Raw genomic sequence first — 17,425 nt, 5'->3', positions numbered from 1 at the left:
ACCGTCCGCGGGGACGGTGGGATCCCGGGCCCCATCACGAAGGAGGTTCCGCCATGGACGTCCCGACCCTCGCCGGGCTCCTGCACGAGACCGAGGACCGCCACGGCGCCTACGAGGCGACTGCCCCGGAGCACCACTGGTGGGACTGGTACGCCGCCTACCTGTTCGCCCGCGAGCAGGGCCGCACCCCGGACGAGGCCGCCCGTGAGGCCGCGGCCCACATGGAGGCGCTGCTGAAGTAGGCCGTACCTCACGAGGCGAGCGCCGCTGCCCAGTCGCGGAACGACTGCGGGGGCCGCAGCCCGGCGATCCCGTGGCGTCCGGATACCCAGGTGGGTGCGGCGTGGACGCCGTGCCGCCAGGCGAGCAGCTCCGACGCGGCCAGCCCTTCGGCCATCGCCGCGGAGCCCCAGGCGGCGTGCAGCCCGTCCGCGTCGCCCCCGGCCTCCTCGGCGAGGGAGACCAGCAGCTCCCGGGACCCGATGTCGAGGCCGTCGGCGAAGTTGGCCGCGAACACCGCGGTGGCGAAGCGGCCGGCGGCTTCCGGGTCGCCCGCGGCGAGCCATGCGTGGGCTTCCAGTGCGGGGCGCGAGTGGGTGACGCGGTCCGTCCGGCGCAGCGGCAGGCCCGCCGCCTCGGCCTCGTGGGCGAGGAGCGCGTATGCGGGGTCCGTGCGCCGGCCGGGAGGGCTGCCGCCGGGCCCCGTCCAGGGGTGGCTCCGCAGCGCGTGCCCGACCACGCGGATGCCGTGCTCACGGAGGATCCGGGTGCGGTCCTGGGCCACGTAGCAGTAGGGGCAGATGAAGTCGAACCAGTGCTCGGCGGTCGCGGTGTGCGGCGGCGAGCAGGTCCCGGGGGCGGGGGTGACGATCATCTGGTGCTCCTCACGAGTTCGCGAGATTCGTTACCACTGATATCTGTAACGTAACTCACTTCCGAAGTTCTTCCCGCCCCGGGCCGCGGCCGGTTGCGGGAGTTCAGGAGGCGACGAGTGCGCGCAGGGCCGACGCGACGAGTCCCGGGTCCTCCTCCGCCATGAAGTGGCCGCAACCGACCGTGGTGTGCGTCAGGTCGGGGGCCCAGGCCTGCCAGAGGGCGCGGGCGTCGTAGCCGAGGGCGGCGCCCCAGTCCTGCTGGAGGACCGCGACCGGCATCCGGAGCCGCCGGCCTGCGGCCCGGTCGGCGCGGTCGTGGTCGGCGTCGACGGTCGCCGAGGCGCGGTAGTCGGCCACGATCGAGGGGACGGCCGCGCGGCACGCGTCGAGGTAGGCGGCGCGCACGCCGGGTGGGAAGGTCTCCGGGGAACGGTTCCACGCGTCGAGGAAGTGCCCGAAGAAGGCGTCCGGGGCGGCGGCGATCATCTGCTCGGGCAGGCCCGGGGGCTGGGCCATCAGGTACAGGTGGAAGCCCACGGCCGCGTCGGCGCCGCGCAGGACGTCCCACATGTCCAGGGTCGGCAGCACGTCGAGTACGGCCAGCCGGCTGACCGCGTCGGGATGGTCGAGCCCGGCGCGGAAGGCGACCAGGGCGCCGCGGTCGTGGCCGGCGAGCGCGAAACGGTCGTGACCGAGCGCGTGGGCCAGCGCGACGACGTCCGCGGCCATGGTGCGCTTGGCGTACGTGGCGGGTCCCGCGGGGGCCGGTTTGTCGCTGGCACCGTAACCACGCAGGTCGGGGCAGATCACGGTGTGGTCGGCGGCCAGGTCGGCGGCGACGTGCCGCCACATGAGGTGGGTCTGCGGGAAGCCGTGCAGGAGTACGACGGGGCTGCCTGAGCCGCCGACGGCGACGTTGAGGGCGACGCCGTCGGCGACGGGGACGCGGTGGTAGGCGAAGCCGGGGAGGACCGGTGTCATGGTGCGCTGCTCTCGTTCGGTGGCGGGGGAGTGACGTGCCCGGCGGCGGCGGACGTCCCGAGCCTCCCGCCCGCGAATCAGCATCCGGTCAGCGCGTACCGTGGCAGCGGGGAGGTCGGCCGGAGAGGTGGGCAGGGTGCTGGTCGCTTTCGGTGTGCTCGGGCCGGTCGTCGCCTGGGACGGCGACGGTCGCGCACTGGCGCTCAAGGGCCCTCGGCACCGGGAGGTGCTGGCGCGGCTGGTGCTGGCGCGCCGTCGCGTCGTACCGGTGACCCGCCTGGTGGCGGACCTGTGGGACGAACCCCCGGCCGGCGCCGTCGGGGCCGTGCAGACCTTCGTCGGGGCGTTGCGCCGCGAGCTGGAACCGGAGCGGCCGCCCCGCGCGCCCGCCCGGCTGCTGGTCACCGCGGGCACCGGGTACGCGCTGCGGGCGGACCCGGACGCCGTGGACGCCTGGCGGTTCGAGTCCGCCGTCGACGCCGCCGCGGCACTCCCGCCCGCAGCGGCGCTGACGCGGCTCGAGGAGGCGCTGGAACTGTGGCGCGGTCCCTCGTACGGCGAGTACGCCGACCGGGAGTGGGCCCGCGGCGAGCGCTCCCGCCTCGCCGAACTGCGGCTGCGGGCGGTGGAACGGCGGGCCGAGGCCCGGCTGGAGCTGGGCCTTGCCGCAGAGGCGGTGCCCGACCTGGACGCGCACCTGATCGCGCATCCGTGGCGGGAGGACGCCTGGCGGCTGCTGGCGCTCGCGCTGTACCGGTCGGGCCGTCAGGGGGACGCGCTCGCCGTGCTGCGCCGGGCCCGCGCGATGCTGGCCCGCGGACTGGGGCTCGACCCGGGAGCGGCGCTGCGCCGCCTGGAGGCGGACATGCTCGCCCAGGACCCGCGCCTGGACCCGCCGGCGCCCGCGCCCGCCGGCCCGGGCGACGCGGCCGCCCGGGTGTGGGCCCGGGCGGCCGAGGCGTACGACCGCACGGTCGCCGCCGGGGCCCGCGCACGGCTGGAGTCGACGGTCGGCCTCCTCCGCAATCTCGCGCTGACCGGGGGCGGCGGCCTGGCGGCCACCCGGGAGCACCGCCTGGCGGCCGTCGCCGCGGCGGAGGAGTCCGGCGACCCGGAGCTGACCGCCCGGGTGATCGGTGCCTACGACGTCCCCGCGATCTGGACCCGCAGCGACGACCCGGAGCAGGCCCGCCGTATCGTCGCCGCCGCCGAGCGCACCCTGGCCGCCCTGCCCGCGGACGCCGCGCACGAGAGCGCACGCTGCCGCCTGCTGGCCACGATCGCGGTGGAGACGCGCGGCATCCGCTCCGCCCGCGGATCGCTGGCGGCCCGGCAGGCCGAGGAGACGGCCCGCCGGCTCGACGACCCGGCGCTCCTGGCCTTCGCGCTCAACGGGGTGTTCATGCAGACCTGCGCCCGGGCGGGCCTCGCGCCGCGGCGGGACGCGATCGGTGCCGAACTGGTGGCGCTGGCCCGGCGGCACGGGCTGACGACGTACGAGGTGCTCGGTCACCTGATCCGCGTCCAGGCCCGCAGCGCGCTCGCCGACCTCCCCGCGGCCGACGTGCACGCCGCCGCCGTCGACGTCCTGGCCGAACGCCACGAACTGCCCCTGGCGGGCGTGTTCACGCAGTGGTACCGGGCCCTGCGGACGGCGGCCTCCGGGGGCGGGCCGCGGGCCGGGGCCGCCTACCGGGCCGCCGCCGCACGACTGGAGGGCGCCGGGATGCCGGGTGTCGAACGGGGTCTGCTGCCGCTCGCGCTGCTCTGCCTCGACCTGGCCGACGGCAGCGTCCCGGCGGCGCGGATCGCCGAGCGTGTCGACCCCGCGGCGGAGTGGGGGCCGTACCGGCCGTGGGCCGAACCCTTCGTCCTGCTGCGCGCCGGCCGCCGCGCCGAGGCCCTGACGGCCCTGCGGGCCCTGCCCGAGCCACCCCCCGACCTGATGTACGAGGCACTGTGCTGCGTGCAGTCCGTGCTCGCCGTCGAGCTCGGCGACCGCGACGCCCTGGAGGCGCTCCACGCCCGCCTGCTCCCCGCCGCCGGGGAACTCGCGGGCGCGGGCAGCGGTCTGCTCACCGCGGGCCCGGTGGACCGGTACCTGGTCGACCTCGCCGCGGCGCTCGCCGCGTAGACCCGACGTGCCCGCACCGCCCCGAAAGAGGAAGGGCCGGCACCCCGTGAGGTGCCGGCCCCTTACATCCCCGGTGGGTCAGATGGGGAGGATGTTCTCGGCCTGCGGGCCCTTCTGGCCCTGCGTGACGTCGAAGCTCACCTTCTGGCCCTCCTGGAGCTCACGGAAGCCCTGGGTGGCGATGTTGGAGTAGTGAGCGAAGACGTCGGCGCCGCCGCCGTCCTGCTCGATGAAGCCGAAGCCCTTTTCCGAGTTGAACCACTTCACGGTGCCGGTCGCCATGGGAATCTCCTTCGGGAGCAGTACATGAAGCCCGCACTTTGCGGACTTCCGTCGCCGCAATGACCCCTCCGGGACAACCGGAAAACAAAAAATGCACCTGTCGGTCACATCCCGGCAGGTGCACGTAAAGTTCATGGGTACCAAAACTGCAACGCGATCAACCTAGCACAGGCGTCGTCGGACGACCACGGGGCCGGGTCCGCCACCGGTCGTGGCGGACCCGGCCCCGTGGGTGTCCGGTCAGTAGGTGAACCGCTGGAGGCCGTTGGCCCAGGGGTTCACCAGGAAGACGGTACGCGTGGCGGGGTCGAGGAACAGGCCGCGCCGGCTGGTGAAGTCGAAGTTGGACGTGCTCAGCGTGGAGTTGACGAGGTTGGCGACGGGGTGCCGGGCGAGCACCTTCCCGGTGTCGGGGTCGAGGACGGTGATCTCGCTGAGGGCGTTGTTGTCGCCGGTGGTGGCCTCCTCGTACAGGTGGGCGACGAGGGCGACGTGGTGCCGGGTGTCGAGCACCGGCCACATGACGCCCCGGGTGCCCAGGTCGGCCGGCGCGGAGGTGGCCAGGGACTTCTGGTCGGCCGAACGCCAGGTGCCGGTCGGGAACTCGCCCGTGGTGTAGCTGGGGGTGGCGGGTCCCGCGGCGACGTACACCCGGTCGCCCTTGCCGTCGGGCAGGAGCCCGGCGGTGCAGGCGGGCATGGTGGTCAGCGGCGACACCTCACGGGTGCCGGCGTCGACCGAGACGGCCCAGTAGGGGACGCGCCCGGACAGGCAGGGCCCCATGGTGCCGGTGGTGGCCACGAAGAACGTGCCGGTGGACGCGTCGACGGAGACGTTGCCGAAGGCCCGCCCCGGGTTGTCCGCGTTGAGCGGGATCGGCGCGGAGACCTTGCCGGTGGCCATGTCGACGGTCCACAGCGAGGCCACGCCCGAGACCCCGTCGAAGGTCGTCACGGCCGCCCGGTGCCGGGCCGGGTCGACGGCTCCGCCCTGGAAGTACACCGACGTCGAGCCGGTGCCCGGATCGAGGGCGCTGAGCTTCACGCGCGCACCGGTCTTCGTGTCACGCAGGTCGACCTCGGGGAGCACACCGCCGTCGAACGGCCGGTGGCCGATCAGGGTGTGTCCCGTGCCGGCGTCGGCCCCCAGGACCTCCTGCATCATCGAGGTGCCGGTCTCGCGGGACACCGTGGTGCCGAGGGTTCCCTCGGAGAGCGAGTACGCGGTGGTGGCCGAGCCCTCCAGGTGGATCCAGCCGTCGTCGCCCTCGGCGAAGTCGTCGGTGGCGAGCAGCGCCGTGCCCCCGCTGACCTCGATGTTCTCCAGGGTGCCGGAGACCGTGTCGCCGTCGAGGTACTGCACGAACGACGTGGGCGAGGCCTGCCCGACGGGCTTGCCCGCCCGCGTGGGCAGGACCCGGACCGGGTACTGCAGTCCGGTCGGCAGGCCGAGGGCCTTGAGGTCGAGCACGGTGCGGCCCTTCACCGACGGCAGGGCCCGGAAGAGGGTGGAGGCGTGGTCGACGCCGTTGTCGTCGCGGCCGCTGCCGTTCTGGTTGGTGGCGGTGTTGAGCGCCCCGTACAGGGTGGGTGCCGGGGTGAGGAACTCGATGGCCGCGCCGTCGGCGTGCGGAGCCGAGGAGGCGTCCCAGGAGACCGTCAACCGCGGCGTGGCCCGGGTCAGTTCGACGGCGTGCGCCGTGGCGGACTTCCCCTGTCCCAGCAGCGGTGCCTGCGGCCGCTGGTCGGCGCCGGGTCCGACGCGCAGCGCGCGGAAGTCCCCGAAGACCTGGCCGTCGTAGAGCGTGACGCCGATGCCGTAGAGCCCGGCGCCACCCGGCGCGAAGGCGGCGGCGGGGATGGTCACCGTGCCCTTGGTGCCGGTGAGCGGGGTGCGCCACTGGGCACGCCACTTGTCGCTGGTGGTGAAGGGCGTCCAGTGGCCGACCGAGGAGAGCACCAGCTCGGGGGCGGTCGCGTCCCGCAGGCCGGTGAGGTCGTAGTGCACGGTGACGGACTTGCCCAGCGGGGACGAGCCGGGCGCGGTCGGGGCCTTCGGCTGCACATAGGTGCCGTCGGCGGCGCCGAAGGTGAGCCGCTGACCGGTCGAGGCCACCACCTTGTGCCCGTCGAGCGCCTCGAACGTCACCTGCACGGTGCGCGCTTCGCCGGAGGCGAGGGGCAGGCCGGCGGCGGCCAGCAGCTCACGCGGCAGGACGCGCAGGCTCGGGCCGGCGGACGGGATCGTGCCGTGCTCGCCGACGCGCAGACGGTACGTCAGCTTCCGGTGCCCGCCGGTGAGGTCGAGACCGAAGGTGATGGGTGAGACCGCGTTCTGCCCGGACGGGTTGCCCCAGGCGTCGGCGGGGCCCGCCAGGTCGATCGCGGAGGGATCGGTGGCCTCGACGAAGGCGGTGGTCGGGCTCACCGACAGCAGCTGGCGCTCGGCGACGGACAGCCGCACCGCGGCCGGGGTGAGCGAATGGCGCTTGGCGAGCACCTTCTCCACCGCCGCGGTCACGTCCAGCTGCGGGCCCATGCGCAGTTCCCGGTCGGCCTGCGGGGGCTGGGCGATCGGGCGGCCGGTGTCCACCAGCAGCTTCCGGACCTCACGCGGGCTGAGCTTCTGCCCGGTCGCCTCGGCGGCCGCCAGCACGTTGGCCGCCGCGGCGGCGATCATCGGGGCCGAGGCCGAGGTGCCGCCGTTGAGCACCACGCCCGGCCCGTCCGGTGTGTGGATCAGCGAGGGCAGGTTGTCGCCGGGCGCCGCCAGGTCGATCCGGGTGCCGAACCCCGAGGAGTAGCCGGCGGAGCCGTTGTAGCGGGTGGTCGGGTAGACGGCGGTGCGTACGTCGTCCGAGCTCAGGGTGTCGTCGACGGTGGTGCCGCCGGCGGCGATCACCCCGGTGTCACGGACCAGGGTGGGGGTGGTGGTGGGGGCGACGTCGTCGATGGACGTCTGCGCGCGGCTGCTCGACGTCACGTCGGTCGGGGTGCTGCCGCCGTCGGGGCCGACCGACACCGGCAGGCCCAGGCGGGTGCCGTCGTTGGACGACACGACCACGACGATCCCCGAGTCCACGATGGCGCGCAGGGTGTCCCTGATCTCCGGGTCGTCCTCCAGCCACCGCGAGGGGAAGCCGATCGAGCCGTCCGTGCCGAAGCCGAGGCTCGCGGTGATGACGTCCGGCCGGGGCTTCTGGGCGGCCGCGGCCCGCAGCGCGGCCGCGATGCCGGTGGCCGAGGGCTCCTCGGGGATCACGAGCCGGTACTGCGCCCCGGGCGCGATGCCCAGCAGGTCGGTGGCGCCGCTGCCGGTGGCCTCCGGGCGCTGCCGGTCGTGCGGCAGCGGGGCCATCATCGAGAAGTCGAGCAGCACTTCGGCGAGGTTGGGGTCCTGGCCCTCGATGGCGCCGGCCGGGTCGAGGCGGCCCTTGTTGTCGCTGGTGTAGGTCGGTATGAGCGGCAGGGAGGGGAAGTCGAGGTAGCGCTTGCCGTCGCGGAGCACCGTGGTGGGGCCGTTGAGGCGCACGTACTCGTCGCCCGCGTCGGCCATGCCCTGGTCGGTGAGGTCGCCCAGCGACACGTTGGTGATGACCTGGCCCTCACCGGGCAGCGCGCGGAGGTACGTCGCGGTGTCCCGGAAGGCACCGACCGCGTTGACGCCGCCCGCGTTGAGATAGGACTGGAAGGACGTGGTCAGGCCCTCGTTGGTGGGCAGGTCCTTGGCGGCGGAGGGGGCGGCGGTGCGGGCCGCGCTCCGGTCGCCGATGCCGCCGACGGCCTCGCGGACCGCCTTCGGGAGCGGGACGGCGCCGGAGTTCATGGTCCGGGGGCGCACCGCGGAGCCGGCGCCGGTGGCGCCGCCCACGCTGTACGGCGTGAGCGCGGCGGCGTCGGCCCGGCGCTGGAGGATCTCGGCGGACGGGGTCAGGGAGCCGCCGAACGCGCTGCGGCCCTTCGTGCCCGCCACGGGGAAGGCCCGGGTGGTGCCGTCCTTGCGGGTCAGGGTGCCTGACCCGTCGTCGGACCAGCGCAGCACCGAGCCGTCGTCGAGGGTGAGGGAGTGTGCCGCGGGGGCCGCGTGGGCCGCGGCCCGGGACGCCGGGGCGTCCGGATCCGCGGCGTGCGCGACGGAAGGCGCGGCGATCGTGGACAACAGGGCGGCGAGCGCCGTCAAACGCGCTCGTCTGAAGCGGTGGGACATGCAACGCCCTTCGGTGATCGGGTGAGGAACGTGCAGAGGGCCGGCGGGTCTTCGGGACGGGCGGACGGAGCTCACCTTGACGCTGCCACGTCACACCGGACAAGCTCCCGCAGCTGCGGGTTTGTGCAGTTGCCCACATGCGCGGGGTGCGGCACGGCCCGGCGGGACGGTCATGCGCCGTCCCGCTCCGCGACGCGGACCAGGTGCACCGCCGAACTGGCCCAGTCGCCCGGCGGCAGGTCGAGCACGAGCCCGTACCCGACGAGCACGGCCGCATGGTGCACGGTCCCCGTGCGCGTGTCGCGGTAGCGGGCCCCGGCGGTGAGGCCGCCCAGCCGCACCGGTCCCCGCGGGCCGCCGTGCCGCTGGACGCGCTGCCAGGCGAGCACCAGCGCCTCGCTCCCGTCGTGCGCGGCGTACTCCACGACCGTGGGACCGTCGTCCCCGGGACCGCGCAGCCGGTGCAGCGCTCCGTGCTGGACGAGGTGACGGACCCGCTTGTACTCGGCCACCAGCTCCGCCCCGGCGGCCAGTTCCTCCTCGGACCAGCGGGTGAGGTCACCGCCGATGCCGAGCAGCCCGGCCATCGCGACGTGGAAGCGGAAGCGCAGCGGCACCGTGCGGTGCGTCAACTGGTTCGGGACGTCGGTCACCCAGGCGGCCATGGTGCGCGCGGGGTAGACCTGGCCGTAGCCGTGCTGGATCGCCACGCGGTCGGCGGCGTCGGTGTTGTCGGAGGGCCACGCCTGGTCGGTGCGGGAGAGGATGCCGAGGTCCACCCGGCCCCCGCCGCCGCTGCAGGACTCGATCCGCAGCCGCGGGTGGTCGGCGCGGAGCCGGTCGATCACCCCGTAGAGGTGGTGCACGTACCGCGTCCACAGCCGGTCCGCGCCGTCGTCGCGGCCGGGCCAGCCGGCCTCGCTGAAGGCGCGGTTCATGTCCCATTTGAGGAAGTCGACGCCGTTCTTCGCGACGAGCCGGGTGAGCCAGTCGTACGCCCAGTCGGCGACGTCCTGCCGCGCGAAGTTGAGCACCAGCTGGTTGCGCAGCTCGGTCCGGTTCCGGTGCGGGACGTGCAGCACCCAGTCGGGGTGCTCGCGGTACAGGTCGCTGTCCGGGTTGACCATCTCCGGCTCCACCCACAGGCCGAAGCGCATCCCGAGCCGGTGCACCTCGTCGGCGAGGGGGGCCAGCCCGGAGGGGAAGCGGTCGGCGGCCGGGGTCCAGTCGCCGAGGCCCGCGCGGTCGTCGCGCCGTGCCCCGAACCACCCGTCGTCGACGACGTACAGCTCCACGCCGAGCGCCGCGGCCCGGGCGGCGAGCGCCGTCTGGCCGGGCTCGTCGACGTCGAAGCCGGTGGCCTCCCAGGAGTTGTAGAGCACCGGAGCCGTCTCCCGCGGGTGCGGCAGGACGTGGGCCAGGGTGTACGCGTGCCAGGCGCGACTGGCCGCGCCGAAGCCCCCGCCGGTGTACAGGCCCGCGAAGGTGGGGGTGGTGTACTCCTCGCCCGCGGCCAGCGGCACGCTCGTACCGTCGTGTCCCGCACCTCCCGTGAAGCCGGCGCGCCCGTCGGGGGTGCGCTGCGCGGTGACACGCCAACTGCCGCTCCATGCCAGGGCGGCGCTCCACACCCGGCCGTGGGTCTCCCCGGCGTCACCCGCGTCGACCATCACCCACGGGTTGGCGTGGTGGCTGGTGACGCCACGGCGGCTGGTCAGCACGGTCTCGCCGTACGGCAGCCGGTCCCGGCGCAGTTGGCTCTCCGCGGACCACTGGCCGGTGACGTGGCTGAGCCGGTAGTCGGGCAGCGGCGGCAGGCTCCAGGCGGCGGAGTCGGCGCGGAGCACCGTGAGGTCGTGCTCGCCCGCGTTGCGCAGGACGGTGCGCCGCTCGATGACGTCGCTGTCGTCGTGGAGACGGTAGTGGAGGGTGACCTCCAGCGGGTGGACGCGGTCACGGAACCTCAGCGCCAACTCGTGCACACCGGGCGCGGGTTCCCGCACGTCATGCCCCGTCGGCTGCCACTCGAAGCCCCGGCTCCCGTCGGGGAGGCGGACCTGGAGGGACGGTACCCCGAAGCGGGCCCCGCCGTCGACGGGGAGTTCCTCGCCCACCGGCGGACGGCCCTCGAAGCTGCTCGCGTCCGGTCCCGGCGGGACGGCGAGTTCGGCCGCCTCCTGCAGGGTCAGCCGCGGGCCCCAGGCGACGTGGCAGGGGGCACCGGTCGCGTCGATGCGCAGCGCGTACGACGTGCGCGGGGTGCTCAGCAGCCAGATCCCGGTGTCCGGGGCATGGGAGATCACGGGCATGGGTCCTCACGTTCGGGTCGCGCCAGGAGACAGGCGGCAGCCAATCCTTACCTTGGATCACATGTCAACACCCACTCGGATCCGGCCTTTTCCAGATGAGGCGCCCTCATGTGGGCTACTTCCGAGGAGTCTTGCTTCTTTTATTGACAGCAGAAAAGAACCCACCTAGGTTCCCGGCCATGCCCTCGATCCCTCCGGGGGAGGCGTTCCCGGCCCACACGCCGGCCGCCTCCCAGATCTTCACCACCGTCCTGTGCCACGGTCCGCTCACCCGCACCGAGATCGCCAAGCGTGCCGGGCTGTCCGCGGCCGCGGTCACCAAGGCGGTCCGGCCGCTGATCGAGGCCGGTTACCTGGTCGAGGACGTGGACGAGGAGGCGCGTCCTTCCCTGGGACGGCCGGCCAACCCCGTACGGGTGGACGGCGGCCGGGCGCTGTTCATCGGCCTCAAGATCACCGGCGACGAGATCATCGGCGTGCTCACCGACCTCTGCTGCCGGATCCGCACCTCCCGCCACGTGCCGCTGGCCGCCCCCGACCCCAGGGCCGTCCTGGCGTCGGCGGCGGCACTGGTGCACGAACTGCTGGCGGAGGCCGACGGTTTCGGCGTCCCCGTCAGCGGCCTGGGCATCGCGGTCTCCGGTGACGTGGACCGGGCCGGCGGCCTGGTGCGCTACTCCCCCTTCCTCGACTGGCGCGACATCCCGCTGGCCGAGCTGGCGGGGATGACCACCGGCCTGCCCGTCACCGTCGACAACGACGTCAGGGCGCTCACCGTCGCCGAGCAGTGGTTCGGCGCCGGGGTGGGCCTGTCCGACTTCGCCGTGGTGACGGTCGGCGCGGGCATCGGCTGCGGTCTCGTCGTGCACGGGCGGGTGGTCTCGGGCGCGTACGGGGTGGCCGGGGAGATCGGGCACCTGTCCATCGACCCGGCGGGACCGCTGTGCCACTGCGGCAACCGCGGGTGCGTGGAGGCGATCGCCGCGGACCCGGCGATCGTGCGCGCGGTCCGCGAGGCGACGGGCACCCCCGTGGCCGACGCCGCCGAGGCACTGCGACTGGCCCACGGCGGCGACCCGGGGGCCAGGGAGGTGTACGCGCGGGCCGGCGAGGCGATCGGCCGGGCCATCGGCTCGGTGGCCAACCTCTTCGGCCCGGAGCGCGTGATCATCTCGGGCGAGGGCCTGGTGGCCCACGACCTGTTCGCCGACCAGATCCTCGAGGCCTTCGCCGCCTCCGCCTTCGGCACCGCCGGGCAGTGCGACCTGCGGACCCGTCCGCTGCCCTTCGAGGAGTGGGCGCGCGGGGCCGCGGCCACCGCGATCCAGTCCTTCATCAGATCAGACACGTACTAGGAGTAGCGATGACGCTGCAGAGCCGCACCGTCCTGACCGCGCCTCAGCCCAGCCGCCGCACCATGGTCGGCGGGCTGTTCGGGCTCGGAGCCGCGGCGCTTGCCGCCCCCCTCCTCACCGCCTGCGGCGGGGGAGCGGCGGCCGACCCCAAGACGGTGACCTTTGGGTCCAACGGGGCCGACGCCACGCCCAAGTCCGCCTACGCGGCGGTGACCAAGGCCTTCACCAAGGACAGCGGTCTGACGGTCAAGACCAACACCGTCGACCACGACAGCTTCCAGAAGGGCATCTCCAGCTACCTGCAGGGCACTCCGGACGACGTCTTCACCTGGTTCGCCGGCTACCGCATGCAGTACTTCGCCAAGAAGGGCCTCGCCACCCCCCTCGACGACGTGTGGGAGAAGATAGGCGGCGGCTTCAGCGAGGCCACCAAGCAGCTCTCCCGGGGCGAGGACGGCAAGTTCTACTTCGTCCCGCTCTACAACTACCCCTGGGGCGTCTTCTACCGGAAGAGCCTCTTCCAGGAGCGCGGCTACACCGTCCCGCGCACCTGGTCGGAGTTCACCGCGCTCGCCAAGCGGATGAAGAAGGACGGCCTCTCCCCGATCGCCTCCGGTTACGGAGGCGGCGACGCCTGGAGCATCCTCGGCGCCTTCGACTACCTCAACCTGCGGGCCAACGGCTACGACTTCCACATGTCCCTGATGCGCGGCGAGGTCTCCTGGACCGACAAGCGCGCCGTCGCCACCCTCGACCTGTGGCGCGAGATCAGCCCGTACTACCAGCAGGGCGCCGGCGGACGTTCGTGGCAGGACGCGGCCCAGTCGCTGCTGGACAAGAAGTCCGGCATGGCGGTCATCGGCCTCTTCCTCGGCCAGCAGGTCACCGACGAGGCGCTCCGCTCCGACATCGACTTCTTCCCCTTCCCCGAGATCGACCCGGCCAACGGGCAGGACGCCGTCGAGGCGCCCACGGACGGCTTCATGCTCAGCCGCCGTCCCAAGAACGAGAAGGGCGCCAAGAAGCTCCTGGAGTTCCTCGGCAGCGCCAAGGCCGAGGGCCTGTACATGGGTGTCGACCCCAGCAACGTGGCCGTCCACGCGCAGGCCGACACCGGCTCCTACAACCCGCTGCAGAAGAAGTCCGCCGAACTCATCGCCTCCGCCAAGCACATCACCCAGTTCGCGGACCGCGACAGCGACCCCGGGTTCATCTCCACGGTCGTCCTGCCCGGACTCACCCAGTGGCTCGGCCACCCGGACGACGGCTCGGCCCTGCTGAAGCGCATCGAGTCGCAGCGCTCGCGCTTCTTCACCTCCTGACCGGACCGGGAAGGTTCACCGTGCCCTCCGCGTCCCCCACCGCACCCCCCGCCCCCACGTCGCAGGCCCCCGCCAACGGGGCGCCCCGGCGCCGCCCCCGCCGGCTCGGCGCCGGTGACCGGCTCTTCCTGGCGGCCGTCGTCGGCGTGCCGCTCCTGGCCCTCCTGGTCTTCGTCTGGCTCCCGGCACTGGCCTCCATGGGCCTGTCCTTCACCAGCTGGGACGGCATCTACCTGTCCGACATCCACTGGGTCGGGCTCGACAACTACCACCAGATCCTCACCAACTACCCGCCGTTCTGGCCGGCGGTGCGGCACAACGTCATCTGGCTGCTCTTCACCGCGCTGCTGCCCACCCCGTTCGGGATCTTCCTCGCCTACCAGCTCGACCGGAAGCTCCGCTTCACCCGGGTCTACCAGACGGCGATCTTCCTGCCGATGGTCCTCTCCCTGGCCGTGGTCGGCCTCATCTGGGAGATCATCTACAACCCCGACACGGGCCTGCTGGACGGCATCCTGGGCGCGGCGGCCCCCGGCCACCACATCGACTGGCTGGGCGACCCCGACCTCAACCTGTGGGCCGTCCTGGTCGCCTCGGCCTGGCGGCACACCGGCTATATCATGATCCTCTACCTGGCCGGGCTGAAGGGCTTCGACCCGGCCCTGAAGGAGGCCGCCGCCCTCGACGGCGCCAACGGCCGCCAGACCTTCCTGAAGGTGGTCTTCCCCGCCCTCAAGCCGGTCAACGTCATCATCCTGGTCGTCACCGTCATGGAGTCCCTGCGGGCCTTCGACGTCGTCTACGTGCTCGGCGGCGGCGTCGGCAGCAAGCCCGGCATGGAACTGCTGTCACTGCTGATCACCGACAACATCATCGGCGAGTCCAGCCACATCGGTTACGGCTCCGCCCTCGCGGTCGTCCTGCTCCTGGTCTCCCTCGCCGCCATCGGGACCTTCCTCGTCCAGACCTTCCGCAAGGAGGACCGGTGACCACGACCGCCACCCCGCCCGTCACCCCGGCCCGCCCCCGCCGCGAGGCCTCGCGCGGCGGCGGGGCCTCCAAGCCCCCGCGGCAGACCGGCCGGCACCTGATGCTCGCCACGATCGCGCTGCTGTGGCTGCTGCCGCTGCTGTGGGCCGTCTACACCTCGCTGCGCCCCTACGCGGACACCAGCAAGCACGGCTACCTGTCCTGGCCCCGCGGGATCAGCCTGCAGAACTACACCGACGCCTGGAACCAGTCCGGCATGCCGCACTTCTTCTGGAACTCGGTCCTCATCACCGTCCCGTCCGTCCTGGGCACCCTGCTGTTCTCCGCGGCGGTCGCCTTCTTCGTCTCCCGCTTCGACTTCCGCTGGAACATCGCGCTGCTGATGCTCTTCACCGCGGGCAACCTGCTGCCCGCGCAGGTGCTCATCACCCCGCTCTACCGGCTCTACCTGCTGGTACCGCTCCCGGCGTGGATGAGCGACTCGCTGCTCCTGTACAACTCGACCTGGGGCATCATCGCCATCCACATCGCCTACCAGTGCGGCTTCTGCACCTTCGTGCTGAGCAACTACATGAAGACGATCCCCGGGGAGATCTCCGAGGCCGCCCTCGTCGACGGCGCCCAGGTGTGGCGGCAGTTCTTCCAGATCATCCTGCCGCTGTGCCGGCCGGCCTTCGCCGCGCTCGCCACCCTGGAGTCGATCTGGATCTACAACGACTTCTTCTGGCCGCTCGCCCTCATCGAGACGGGTGACAAGCGCCCCATCACCTCCGCCCTGGCCAACCTGCAGGGCCAGTACTTCACCAACCCCAACCTCATCGCCGCCGGTGCCCTGATGACCGCCGTCCCCACCCTGCTGGTGTACTTCGCGCTCCAGCGGCAGTTCATCAGCGGCCTGACCATCGGCTCGGGCAAGGGCTGACGCCTCAAGGCCCGGGACACCCCGCACCGCACCCGCCGTACCCCCCACCCCCAGGAGGCCCGACCCATGCGGTCACCCTCGCGCTCCGCCCTGTCCTCGACCGCCGCCGGGACCCTGCTCGTCCTGGCCCTCACCGCCGGCGTGTCGGCCGCCGTCCCCGCGGCCGGGGCGACCGGTCCCGACGCCGTGCCCGCCGCGACGGCCGAGAGCACCGCCGCCACCGCGCACCAGGTCGCCGCCAAGCCCTACATGGGCTGGTCGAGCTGGAGCATGCAGTCCTCGAAGTACCCCGGGCTCAACCCCACGGGCGACTACAGCTACCTGACCGAGGCGAACGTCCTCAAGCAGGCCGACGCCATGGCCGCCAAGCTCAAGAAGTACGGCTACAGCTACGTCAACCTGGACGCCGGCTGGTGGCGCGACCAGTCCTGGAAGCCCGAGTTCGACGCGTACGGCCGGCAGACCCCCGACCCCGAGCGCTTCCCGCGCGGCATGAAGGCGGTCGCCGACCACGTCCACGCCAAGGGCCTCAAGGCCGGCATCTACCTGCCCGTCGGCCTGGAGAAGGAGGGGTACGGCGACGGCAAGGTGCCGATCTGGAACACCACCGACTGCACCACCGCCGACATCGTCTACGACGACCTGCGCACCACCAACGGCTGGGACAGCTCCTACAAGATCGACTTCTCGAACCCCTGCGCGCAGAAGTACGTCGACTCCCAGGCGCGGATGATCGCCGACTGGGGTTACGACTTCCTGAAGATCGACGGCGTCGGTCCCGGCTCCTTCAAGAGCGGCGACAACTACGACAACCGCGCCGACATCGCCGCCTGGCAGAAGGGCATCGCCGCCACCGGCCGCCCCATCCACCTCGAGCTGTCCTGGTCGCTGGACATCGGCCACGTCGCCGACTGGAAGAAGTACTCCAACGGCTGGCGGATCGACACCGACGTCGAGTGCTACTGCGACACCCTCGTCTCCTGGGAGAACTCCGTCGACGACCGCTTCGCCGACGCGGCCGCCTGGAGCCGGCACGGCGGTCCCGGCGGCTGGAACGACCTGGACTCCCTCGACGTCGGCAACGGGCCGATGGACGGCCTCACCAAGGCCGAGCGGCAGACCTACATGACGCTGTGGGCCATCGCCAAGTCCCCGCTCTACACCGGTGACGACCTCACCCGCCTCGACGACTACGGGCTGTCCCTGCTGACCAACCGCGAGGTCATCGCCCTCGACCAGTCGAGCACCCCGCCGGCCCGCCCGGTCACCCCCGCAGGCGACCAGCAGGTCTGGGCCGCGGAGAACGCCGACGGCAGCTACACCGTCGCCCTGTTCAACCTCGGCGATGCCCCCGCCGCCGTGACCGCCGACTGGTCCGCGCTCGGCTTCTCCGGCCGCGCCTCGGTCCGCGACGTGTGGAACCACGAGGACCTCGGCTCCTACCGGGGCAAGGTCACCAAGTCCCTCCCCGCGCACGGCTCGCGCCTGTTCACCGTCACCCCGCACGGCCCGGTCCAGCCCATGACCGGCTACGAGGCGGAGGCCGCGGGCAACACCCTGGCCGGCAACGCCTCCCTCGCCGACTGCGGTGCCTGCTCCGGCGGCCGGAAGGCCGGCAACCTCTACCTCGGGGGCTCGCTCCGCTTCAACGACGTCGCGGTGAAGAAGGCCGGCACCTACATGATCAAGGTCGCCTACGTGAGCGGTGACGCCCGCACGGTCCGGGTCTCCGCCAACGGCGACGGCGCCGTAGCCCACACGTTCCCGTCCACGGGCGACTGGGGCACCGTCGAGACGGTCAGCCTCCCCGTCACGCTGAAGGCGGGCGCCAACACCGTCACCTTCGACAGCGCCGACGGGTACGCCCCGGACATCGACCGGATCGACGTGCCCAAGCTGTCCTGACGCCCCGTGGGGCCCGGCACGCGCCGGGCCCCACGGCGGGCGGAAGGCAAGGTGGGCCGGCAGACACGGACGGGGGAGCGCGTATCTGCCGACCCTCGATCACCATAGGGCTCCGAGGGGGGTCGTCGCCCGGGCATCGCCGAT

The 17,425-nt window shown here is 73.0% G+C and carries 12 protein-coding genes; 7 read left to right on the top strand and 5 right to left on the bottom strand.

The window, feature by feature from the left end:
- Window positions 1–53 precede the first annotated feature (53 nt).
- Entirely contained in the window at window positions 54–242 is a 189-nt protein-coding gene (locus ACFV3E_RS25465) for a hypothetical protein (protein ID WP_018563668.1), read from the top strand.
- An 8-nt stretch (window positions 243–250) separates the two neighbouring features.
- On the opposite strand, the gene ACFV3E_RS25460 is transcribed toward ACFV3E_RS25465, so the two are convergent.
- Window positions 251–874, bottom strand: coding sequence for a DsbA family oxidoreductase (locus tag ACFV3E_RS25460; protein WP_500536744.1), 624 nt, complete (start codon window positions 872–874; stop codon window positions 251–253).
- Between the two features lie 103 nt (window positions 875–977).
- The gene (locus ACFV3E_RS25455) at window positions 978–1,856 is read right to left on the bottom strand and encodes an alpha/beta fold hydrolase (RefSeq protein WP_500536743.1); all 879 of its coding nucleotides are present in this window, start codon (window positions 1,854–1,856) and stop codon (window positions 978–980) included.
- A gap of 136 nt (window positions 1,857–1,992) precedes the next feature.
- Here ACFV3E_RS25455 and ACFV3E_RS25450 point away from each other — a divergent pair, with 136 nt between their 5' ends.
- The gene (locus ACFV3E_RS25450; protein ID WP_500536742.1) at window positions 1,993–3,990 is read left to right on the top strand and encodes an AfsR/SARP family transcriptional regulator; all 1,998 of its coding nucleotides are present in this window, start codon (window positions 1,993–1,995) and stop codon (window positions 3,988–3,990) included.
- 78 nt (window positions 3,991–4,068) lie between these two features.
- Here ACFV3E_RS25450 and ACFV3E_RS25445 read toward each other — a convergent pair whose 3' ends face one another.
- From ACFV3E_RS25445 to ACFV3E_RS25435, 3 genes are all read right to left on the bottom strand, one after another.
- A complete protein-coding gene (locus ACFV3E_RS25445) occupies window positions 4,069–4,272 on the bottom strand; it encodes a cold-shock protein (protein WP_326570877.1) in 204 nt (67 codons plus the stop codon).
- Between the two features lie 240 nt (window positions 4,273–4,512).
- Window positions 4,513–8,478, bottom strand: coding sequence for a S8 family serine peptidase (locus ACFV3E_RS25440; protein WP_500536741.1), 3,966 nt, complete (start codon window positions 8,476–8,478; stop codon window positions 4,513–4,515).
- Window positions 8,479–8,648: 170 nt separating this feature from the next.
- Complete coding sequence (locus ACFV3E_RS25435) at window positions 8,649–10,787, bottom strand: alpha-galactosidase (protein ID WP_500536740.1); 2,139 nt, start codon at window positions 10,785–10,787, stop codon at window positions 8,649–8,651.
- Window positions 10,788–10,966: 179 nt separating this feature from the next.
- Between ACFV3E_RS25435 and ACFV3E_RS25430 the strand changes: the two genes are divergently transcribed.
- From ACFV3E_RS25430 to ACFV3E_RS25410, 5 genes are all read left to right on the top strand, one after another.
- Entirely contained in the window at window positions 10,967–12,142 is a 1,176-nt protein-coding gene (locus ACFV3E_RS25430) for an ROK family transcriptional regulator (protein ID WP_500363243.1), read from the top strand.
- Window positions 12,143–12,150: 8 nt separating this feature from the next.
- Entirely contained in the window at window positions 12,151–13,464 is a 1,314-nt protein-coding gene (locus ACFV3E_RS25425) for an ABC transporter substrate-binding protein (protein ID WP_500536739.1), read from the top strand.
- A gap of 20 nt (window positions 13,465–13,484) precedes the next feature.
- Window positions 13,485–14,453 carry a carbohydrate ABC transporter permease gene (locus ACFV3E_RS25420; protein ID WP_500536738.1) on the top strand — a complete coding sequence of 323 codons (969 nt, stop codon included), beginning with the start codon at window positions 13,485–13,487 and terminating at the stop codon, window positions 14,451–14,453.
- The gene (locus tag ACFV3E_RS25415; RefSeq protein ID WP_500363240.1) at window positions 14,450–15,376 is read left to right on the top strand and encodes a carbohydrate ABC transporter permease; all 927 of its coding nucleotides are present in this window, start codon (window positions 14,450–14,452) and stop codon (window positions 15,374–15,376) included. Before ACFV3E_RS25420 ends, ACFV3E_RS25415 begins: the two co-directional genes overlap by 4 nt.
- Before the next feature lie 66 nt (window positions 15,377–15,442).
- A complete protein-coding gene (locus ACFV3E_RS25410; RefSeq protein WP_500536737.1) occupies window positions 15,443–17,281 on the top strand; it encodes an alpha-galactosidase D in 1,839 nt (612 codons plus the stop codon).
- Window positions 17,282–17,425: the final 144 nt, after the last annotated feature.

This window comes from Streptomyces sp. NPDC059718 (assembly GCF_042733315.1).
Lineage (GTDB): Bacteria > Actinomycetota > Actinomycetes > Streptomycetales > Streptomycetaceae > Actinacidiphila.
Note: the sequence above shows the minus strand (reverse complement) of the source record. Positions and strands in the feature narration are given on the sequence as shown.